Annotated in this window: 6 protein-coding genes and 1 pseudogene; 2 read left to right on the plus strand and 5 right to left on the minus strand. The window is 68.7% G+C overall.

Annotated features, from left to right (window positions below; genetic code table 11):
* Positions 1-639: 639 nt before the first annotated feature.
* On the plus strand, positions 640-1,137 hold the full coding sequence (locus FNH04_RS36465) for a hypothetical protein (protein WP_152790127.1): 498 nt from the start codon (positions 640-642) through the stop codon (positions 1,135-1,137).
* Positions 1,138-1,274: 137 nt separating this feature from the next.
* On the plus strand, positions 1,275-2,177 hold the full coding sequence (locus FNH04_RS36470) for a TIGR03619 family F420-dependent LLM class oxidoreductase (RefSeq protein ID WP_152790128.1): 903 nt from the start codon (positions 1,275-1,277) through the stop codon (positions 2,175-2,177).
* A 1,276-nt stretch (positions 2,178-3,453) separates the two neighbouring features.
* On the opposite strand, the gene FNH04_RS36475 is transcribed toward FNH04_RS36470, so the two are convergent.
* From FNH04_RS36475 to FNH04_RS36500, 5 genes and pseudogenes are all read right to left on the minus strand, one after another.
* Entirely contained in the window at positions 3,454-4,386 is a 933-nt protein-coding gene (locus FNH04_RS36475; protein WP_152790129.1) for a hypothetical protein, read from the minus strand.
* A 29-nt stretch (positions 4,387-4,415) separates the two neighbouring features.
* The gene (locus FNH04_RS46880; protein WP_322724864.1) at positions 4,416-5,540 is read right to left on the minus strand and encodes an AAA family ATPase; all 1,125 of its coding nucleotides are present in this window, start codon (positions 5,538-5,540) and stop codon (positions 4,416-4,418) included.
* A gap of 2 nt (positions 5,541-5,542) precedes the next feature.
* On the minus strand, positions 5,543-6,802 hold the full coding sequence (locus FNH04_RS36490; protein ID WP_152790131.1) for a DUF262 domain-containing protein: 1,260 nt from the start codon (positions 6,800-6,802) through the stop codon (positions 5,543-5,545).
* Positions 6,803-6,857: 55 nt separating this feature from the next.
* The gene (locus FNH04_RS36495) at positions 6,858-8,054 is read right to left on the minus strand and encodes a hypothetical protein (protein ID WP_152790132.1); all 1,197 of its coding nucleotides are present in this window, start codon (positions 8,052-8,054) and stop codon (positions 6,858-6,860) included.
* Positions 8,055-8,084: 30 nt separating this feature from the next.
* A pseudogene (locus FNH04_RS36500) lies at positions 8,085-8,198 on the minus strand (ATP-binding protein); the annotation flags it as partial.

Raw genomic sequence — 8,198 nt, forward strand, 5'->3', positions numbered from 1 at the left:
TCGTTCCCCTGCCGACCCTGCCGCCCCTGCCCGGAGGCCCGTCCGTCACTGGTCAGATCGTGGGGGAGAATCCGGACATACGGGCGGCCGGTGAGCGCCACAACGTGCCGACGGTCCCGGCGGCGCGCGGGCCCTCGGCCGGCGGGCGCATGGTCCTACAGGCTCCCGATCTGCACACGCACGTCGATCCGGAAGACCTCCATCCCCCGGACGGCGACATCGCACGCTCCGGCCCCCGCCCCGTCCGGACCGGAAGGACGGCGGCCCCAGCACGCAGGAGAAGCCGCTCTGTTCGCGCATCACCCCTGCGGTGGTCTCGCCGCAGCGCATCCGGCCCGGGATGGGGATCTCCTCCGACGACTGCCGACCGCACGTCAGCCAGAACCCGACGTTGACCGGGACGGTAGCGGTTGGACCGCGAGACGCCGGAGCGGAAGCGGTGGCTCAGACGGACCCGGTGCGGAAGCGGCGGCTCAGACGGACCCGGTGCGGAAGCGGTGGCTCGGACGGACGGTGTCCGTGGCTCATACCGGCGAATAGTTGGCGTGTTCGCCTCCGTTGAAGCCGCTGCCCGGGATGACAGCATCCGAAGGCGGCTGCGGACCTCCCGCAGCCGCCTTCGAGGAGGAGTCGCAACGGATGAAGGCAAACAGAAGGAGCGGAATACGCCTGACGGCAGGCACTGCGGCAGCTGCCGTCACCATCGCGCTGGCCGCCGGGGCGATGACCGGCACGGCGTTCGCCCAGGAGACCGGTGCGCACGGCACGTACGGCACGGCCGCCGCGTACGCCCCGGCCGGTGCGCTGGAGGAGCCCACCCCCGAGGAACAGGAGCGCCTGAGAGAGGTGGCGGCGTCCATCTGGACGCCCGAACTCGCCGCGGGATGGAATATGAACAGCGAGGTCGAGACCGTACTGTCGCAGGCGACGGGCGCGATCCTGCGCTGCTCGGAGGCCTACGCCCTGGTGCCCCGCCCACCGGCCTTCTTCCCCGGCCCGAGCTATCTGCGCCAGTACTGGAAGCAGGTCCGCGACTACTTCCTCGCGGTGAAGGACAACCGGACGTACCGCGCTTGCGTGGTCACCGCCGCCGCGAACTACCGCTCGGCGATCGAAATGGCTTCGTTGGGGATCTGAGAAGGCGGTTCGAGCGATGCGGGTCACGACTCTGCGAACGGAAGACTCGTCAAAGCGGCCGCACGACGACAAGGGCGGTCGCGATAATGGCGCGCGTCCTTGCCGGCGAACTCGCCCCCACTTGAGAAGGAACAGCCATGAAGATCGGTTTCGCGCTCCCGCAGTTCCACAAGCAGGCCTTAGACATCGCCCGGACCGCCGAGTTCGCACGGAAGGTAGAGAACGCGGGGGCCGCCAGTCTGTGGGTCGGTGACCGCAACCTCGCCGCCGTCAACCCGAAGATCGGTTATGGCGGGCAAGGCAACACCATCCCGGCCGAACTGAACCCGGCCGCCGATCCCTTCGTGCTCCTGAGCATCGCCGCAAGTGCCACCGAGCGCGTGCTCCTCGGAACCCACGTGCTCATCGCCCCCCTGTATCCGCCAGTGCAGCTGGCCAGGTCGCTGACCAGCATCGACCTGATAAGCAGTGGTCGCCTGCTGCCCGGGTTCGGCATCGGCTGGTCGCCCGAGGAGTACGAGGCTGCGGGCCAGGACTTCACCCGCCGCGGAGCCAGGATGAACGAACTGCTCGACGCTCTGGAAGCCATCTGGACCACTGACCCGGCCGCATACCAGGGTGAGTCGATCTCGGTTCCTTTGCACCACTCTCCGCTCAAGCCGGCACGGCGCCCACGACCGCCGTTCTACCTGGGGGCACTGTCGGAGCGGGCGCTGCGGCGGGTCGCCGAACGCGGGGACGGCTGGCTGCCGCTGTGCGTGGTGCCGAGTTACCTGGACATCGACGGTCTGGTGGCCCAGCGGGCGGTCATCGACCGGCTGGCCCGAGAGGCCGGCCGGGATCCGTCCGCGATCGACACGGTCCTGCGGGTCAACATCGACCCGGACACCCCCTCACAGCAGGTCGCGGATGCTCTCAAGGCGGTCCATGAGCGCACCGGGATCGATCACTTCATGATCGACTCCATGTACGCCATCCACAGCGTCGACGGAGCCATCGCCTTCGCCGCCGAGTTGATCGAACTGGCAGGGAAGGGCTGACCGCCGTTCCGACCGGGGCGAGGGCGTCCCGCCGACCCGTGTGCTCAGCCATTCGCGCACCGCTTGGCGCCAGGAACACGGGTCGCCACAGCCGGGCCGTGTTCTCGGCCAAGTGGCACCGTTCTGTATCGGCGCCGTGATCGGTGGTGGCGCCAACGCCGCCCTCGCCACGTCCGCGGCTTGGCGGTAGTTCTGCTGCCAGTAGGCGATCAGGGACTGGATGGACCGGACCCACGCCCGCAGGCCGTTGTCACCGGCCGCTTCGGCACACGTCCAGGCCGTACGGGAGTGCGTGGCGGCGGCCGTGCACTGGCCGAGGTCGAGGGCGACGTGCGTCGCCAGACCGCACAGGCGGCCGGCTGCCAGATACAGGTGAGAGGTCTCGTACGGGCGTTGCCGCCCGCGCAGCAGCTCGAACACGGCTCGCCGGAGCACGCTGATGTCCTGGAAGACTTCCGGCACCGGTTTGCTCACGTAGTCCTTGGCCAGACGGACGATGTCAGCGTCGAGCTGCTCCAACAGGACGCCGTCGGCGTTGGAGGCGCTGGCGAGGTGCAGGGAGAGCTGAGCGGCGTCGAAGAGGCGCAGCTCGCTCGTGGCCAGCTGCCGCGCGTCTCCCTCACCCTCGCCGAGGAACTGAAGGAGGTTGCCCCAGTACAGCCAGGCCTGCCAGCGACGCTGGTGGGCTTTCGGGTCCTTGGTGACGGCGTCACGGCTGTCGTCCAGGACGGCGAGCGCGGTCCAGGCCACGTCGACATGGCCAGGGGTCATGTAGACCGCGAGGACCAGCGCGCAGCCGCTCGCGTCGGCCACGCGCACCACCCGGAGAGGCCCCTGGCCGACCGTGGTCGCCGCGTCCTCACCCAGCAGGTGACCGTTGATCACGGCAGCGGCGTCCTGAACCGGCACCGCCGTCCGCACTGCCTCCGGCAGGGCGATCAAGCCGGACAGCGCGGCCTGGGTGCGCAGCCGCCAGCGTCGCGGGTCGGGGGCGGCGAGGAACTTCAGCAGCGTGACGACCGGGTTCTGCCAGATGGTGTCGCGCAGTTCGCGGGGATCTCCGCCGTACTGTCGGGTCTGCCCCAGCTGCGGCTACGTCCGCACGCACCGGGCCGAGGACGACACCGCCGCAGTCTCTTACATGGCGTGCAGGAGGAGGCGCCTCCCGCACCAGCACGCGCACCGCACCGGTTGCCCAGGCGGTTGTGCCGGCGCCGGTTCCCAAGGCCAGGAAGCCGCTGGTGCCGGCGGGGCAGGAGACGCTGTTCTGACGGAGTCAGAGATCGGGACGGATCTTGCTGCCGATGTGGGCGAGCCGGATGGCTCGTTCCTCCGGCACCAGGCGGAAGTAGACGCGGCCCATGCCCGGTGTGAAGCGGGCGTGCATCTCGAAGAGGCGTCTCTCGTCGTCGAAGTCGACGAACCGGCAGACCTCCCGGCGGGTCTGGCTCTCGGGCGTGACCTTGGACTGCCATTCCGGTTCGGGCCTCGCCGTCGGTTCCCAGAGGGCCACCGCGGCATCCAGTTGCTCCAGGCGGCGCCGTACGGGCACGACCCAGCGCGGGTCCAGGTCGCTCAAGTGAGCTTCGGTGCGGGACAGGAACTGGAGGTGCGGGTACAGGTCGGCCTTGCGTTCCCAGATCTGACGGCCCGTGGCGGCTCTGGCCAGGCTCGATTCGCGGATCCAGGCGAGATGTTCGTCGACGTGTGGAGGGGCGGAGATGTGCCGGACGTCGACCGTCTCGTGCTCGAACTCCATTGATTCGTCGGCGAGTTCGACGAGTTCTGTGCGTTCGAGAGTGACGGCTGGCCTCTGCCACTCGGGCGCCACTGGGAGGCTGACCGCGATGCCGTCCATGAAGTGCGCGGCGCCCAGGCCCAGGACCTCTTCCCCCTTGTAGTGGTATTCGAGGTGGCCGTCGGCATCCGGCGTCGGAAAGACACTGCGGACGGGGGACCTGCTCCGCAGAGCCAGGAGACGCTGCCAGCGGGCGTGGTTCTTCGGACTGCTGCCGATCCATTTTCCAATCGGGTAACCCTCGGCGATCTCCAGAGACTTGAGTTCGACTTCGCTGACTAACGAGGTATCAGCCGTGTCCTCCTTGGCGGCCGCGCGCACGGCGTCGACGAAGTCGGCCATGGCCCGCTCGGCGCGGGCCGGGTCGCAGGCGGTTTTCCAGGACCTCTCGTTCAGGAACAGCAGTGGCACTTCTCCCCCTTGGTGACCGTTGACCCTCGTCAGTCCAGCAGCTTGTCGAGCGAGTTCTCCCACTCGTCGAAGAACCCTTCGGGCCACTGGGCGAGCATGCCGTCCTTGTCGACCCGGGGGCTGATGACTTCGGCACCCGAGCCGTTGCCGCGGAAGAAGTGGATGACGGCGTCGTCCGCCGCCAAGGCCCCCTGCTTCACGGCGATCCGGACGCCGTTGAGGACGTGGTCGCTGTGGGTCTCGACAACCATCTGCGCTCCCGTGGCGGCAGCTGCGGAGATCAGGGCCGCCATCCTGCTCTGACCCTTGGGGTGCAGATGGGCTTCTGGGTTCTCCAGCAGGATCAGGCTCTCGGGGGTCGCGGTGAGGCAGGCGACCACGATCGGCAGGGCGTAGGTGAGTCCGAAGCCGACGTTGGTGGGGCGGCGACGGCGGGTGGCGTTGATACCGGCGGTGCCGCCGAAGCCGTAGGAGAGACGGACGGAGTCGGTGCCCTCGATGGCGGTGGCCTGGAGATTGACGCCGGGGCAGAGTTCCTGCATCCAGGCGACGGTCTGGTCGAGGAGCTGGGGAGACGTGGCGTCGGGGTGACGGAGCGGGCCGTCGGGGACCTCCTGCTCGGAGTTGTGGCGGAGGTAGTTGACGGTGTGTTCGCCTCGTACGCCGAGGAATCCGCGGTCGATGGCGATCTGACGGGAGCGGGGGTAGGTGACGGCGGGGGTGATGCGATCTGCGTGCAGGTATTGGAAAGGCAGGTCGAGCCACCGTGGGAACCCGGGGAAGTAGACCTCCATGACATCCTCGTCGGGCTGCTGGAGATCGTAGCGGGCAATGTAGTGATGGGGCTCGTCCACCTCGACCACGAAACCCACCGCAGGAGCGTCAGTCGCGAGCAATTCATCCACGGGGCCGAAGTCGTCATGCAACACGTCGCGCGCTGTGCCCATTTCGACCAGCTCACCATTCAGCAACAGACTCCCTTCCCCGTGGACCATCGGTCGATCAGGCCCGAACGACTGCCTCAACAGGGCAAGGGCCTGCAACACGCTGCTCTTTCCGGAAGAGTTCAGGCCGGTGAGCAGCGTCAGCGCCCCCAGCGAGAGTTCAAGGCGGCGGAACGCCTTGAAGTTGACCAGGGTAAGTCGGGTGATCACTGTCAGCTGTCTCCGGAGTAGGAGAGGAGATCTTCGAAGAGCTCCTGCACGGCGTCGAACCGCTTGCGTACCTTCTTGGGGTCACCGGTGGCCACGGAGATCGACCGTTCGAACTCGGCGTCGTCCATCAGGGCGGCGAAGGCGTCCAGAACATCCAGCTCCCTCAATCTGATGTGCTGAGCCGGGTCGAGCGCGGCCAAGTTCACCGCGACGGTCTCGAACAGGGCTTTGTTGATGGGGGATTTGCGCTGCTGGCCCGAGCGGTATTTGCGGAAGGCGTGGGCACCGAAGATCCTCTGCGCCGCGATCACGGCGCTGAAGAACTCCTGCCGCAGGCGCTGCTCGTCGAGCGGCTCGAACCGATTGATGCGGTGCATGGCCTCGGCGAGGAACGAGTCGAAGTCGCCCGTGCGGTAGCTGTCCGGCGAGGTCAGCCGGAAGGCCAGGAAACGAAGGACCATCTCGCGGTCGGCCATCCGGTCCCCGACCACGCTGTTGCCGGTGGCCTCGCGGAACTCCTCGGACTCGGCGAGTTCGGCCAGGAGGGTCCTGGACCGGCCGGGAATCAGCGCGTGCCGGATCTCCTGCCGGGTGAGGGGCTCGCCGCCCGTGTTGATACGGGCGAAGACGTTGAACATGACCGGCTCGGGGGTGCCGCGCCGGATGACGTGGACGACCACCTCCGTCTCGCGCAGCCGGATCTGAAGCTTGCCGGAGAGGTCGTTGAAACCCGCCCCGGCGAAGTTGCGAAGGTATTCCAGCCCCTTCAGTTTCAGCGGCGGAGCGTTGACCGTACTGGCATCGAGGAAGCGCGCGATCGACGTCAGCCGCTGGATGCCGTCCACGATGGCCCAGCTGCCGTCCTTCTGCTCGGCCGCGTAAAAGGAAGGGATGGGGATCCGCAGGAGCAGCGACTCGATGAGGCGGCTCTGCTTCTCGTCCGTCCAGATGCCGGCCCGGCGCTGGAAGTCCGGGGCCAGGTCGATCATCTCGTTGCGGAGCCGGGAGAGCAGCAGGTCGACGGTGGTCGTGCGGGTCTCGATGTCGATGTGTTCGGGGTCGAAGGGCGAGGTGATCGGGTCGACGCCCTCGTCGGTGTCCTCCCGTTCGACATCGGTGGGCTGGCCGTCGGAGGTGGTCTCTAGAGCGAAGAGTTCATCCGAAGGAGTAAAGCCGTCTTCCCCCACGGCCTCCTGGTACCGCTCGAACACTGACCGCCGGTCCCGTGTGCGCCCCTGGCTGCTGTCCTCCAGCGCGGCCATGTCTTCTCGTCGCCCTCGTCCTCGTGTCATGCCGGGTCACCCTGTCCGTACCGGTCTATGAGCCTACCCGCCGTGATCCCGCGGTGACGGATGAGTGGCTGGCGCAGTGGGGACAGGAGCCGGTGGGGGCGGCCGTCGGGGCACTCGACTCGTCGTCCGGCGTCTCCGGTCCCCTGTCGCCGGTGGGCGCGCCGCCGACGAGAAGCTCCTTCGCCCGGTGCAGAGCCTCTCGCAGCGGCGGGCAGATGAGGGCGACGGTCGCCAGCCCCGCGGCCGCCAGCAGATCCGAGGCGGCTCCCCCGCCGGGGAGGAGGACGGCTCCGGCGAGGAGGCCCACGGCCACCGCCAGCCTCCCCGCCCCCGCGAGCAGGCGGCTCCTGAGCGGCTCGGCCGGCACGTCCGCCGCGTCCGGTTCCGGCGTGTCCGGGAGGAGCACGGCGTCGACGACCACGAGGCTGTCGCGCTGTGCGCGCGGACGACAGCTGTGGCGCAGGACGCCGGCGACGAGCCGGGAGAGGTCGCGCACGGCTGCCTCACGGTCGGCTCCCTCGCCGAGGAGGTAGCGCTGGTCGGCGTCGGCGAGTGCCGCAATCAGTCGTTCGGTGTCCTCCCGCACCCGTGCGCGGGTGGCGGGCGGCATCGTGCGGGTCCCGTGCCGGGCCTGCGTGCGCAGGGCGTTGCCAAGGCGTCGGAACAGCTTGCCGTGGACGTCGAGCGCCGAGTCCTGCGGCCGGCGGCCGGACGGGATGAGCAGCATGTCCAGGAAGCGGATCGCCTTGACCGTGACGACCCCGGACGGGTCGGACACCGCGGTGGCCCGCTCGTCGGCGGCCATGAGCGCAAGGGAGACGGCACCGAAGCCGGCGATGGCGGCGAACATCCAGAGAGGCGTGGTCGTGGTCCGGGCGAGCGAGGTCGTCCACCAGAAGGGGAGGGCGACGGCCAGGAGAGGCACCGCCTGGAGCAGCACCGAGACGAACCGACCGGCGACGACACGGTGCCACCGGTCGACGAGTTCGTCCTTGTCCGGCCCGCCCTCCGCCGGTACACCCCTCCGCTCCAGCTCCGCGAGCAGCGCCTCGACGCGCCGCACGCAGTCACCCCGTCCGATGCGCCGTGCGCCGGGTATCCGGTAGATCCCACCGCTCAGCACGCGAGAGCGGCTCTGCCAGAGCACGGCGATCCACACGGCCTCGAAGAAGGTCCACCAGCCCCAGAAGAACACTAAGTTCCCGAATTCCGTCCGCGTCATGACGAACAGAGTCGCAGACACCACTGACAGTCACTTCAGGGCGACTTCGCACCAGACGGTCTTGGTGTACGGGTCGCCGCCGGTCGTTCCCCAGTGGGTGGAGAGGGCTTCGACGAGGAGGAAGCCTCGCCCGGGGTCCAGGTC

Source organism: Streptomyces phyllanthi (assembly GCF_009377205.1).
In the GTDB taxonomy this organism is placed as follows: Bacteria; Actinomycetota; Actinomycetes; order Streptomycetales; family Streptomycetaceae; genus Streptomyces; species Streptomyces phyllanthi.

Excerpts from the sequence above, each read along its gene's own strand:
- FNH04_RS36465 (WP_152790127.1), top strand. The coding sequence starts at position 640 with ATGAAGGCAAACAGAAGGAGCGGAATACGCCTGACGGCAGGCACTGCG.
- FNH04_RS36470 (WP_152790128.1), top strand. The coding sequence starts at position 1,275 with ATGAAGATCGGTTTCGCGCTCCCGCAGTTCCACAAGCAGGCCTTAGAC.
- FNH04_RS36490 (WP_152790131.1), bottom strand. The coding sequence starts at position 6,802 with ATGGCCGCGCTGGAGGACAGCAGCCAGGGGCGCACACGGGACCGGCGG.
- FNH04_RS36495 (WP_152790132.1), bottom strand. The coding sequence starts at position 8,054 with ATGACGCGGACGGAATTCGGGAACTTAGTGTTCTTCTGGGGCTGGTGG.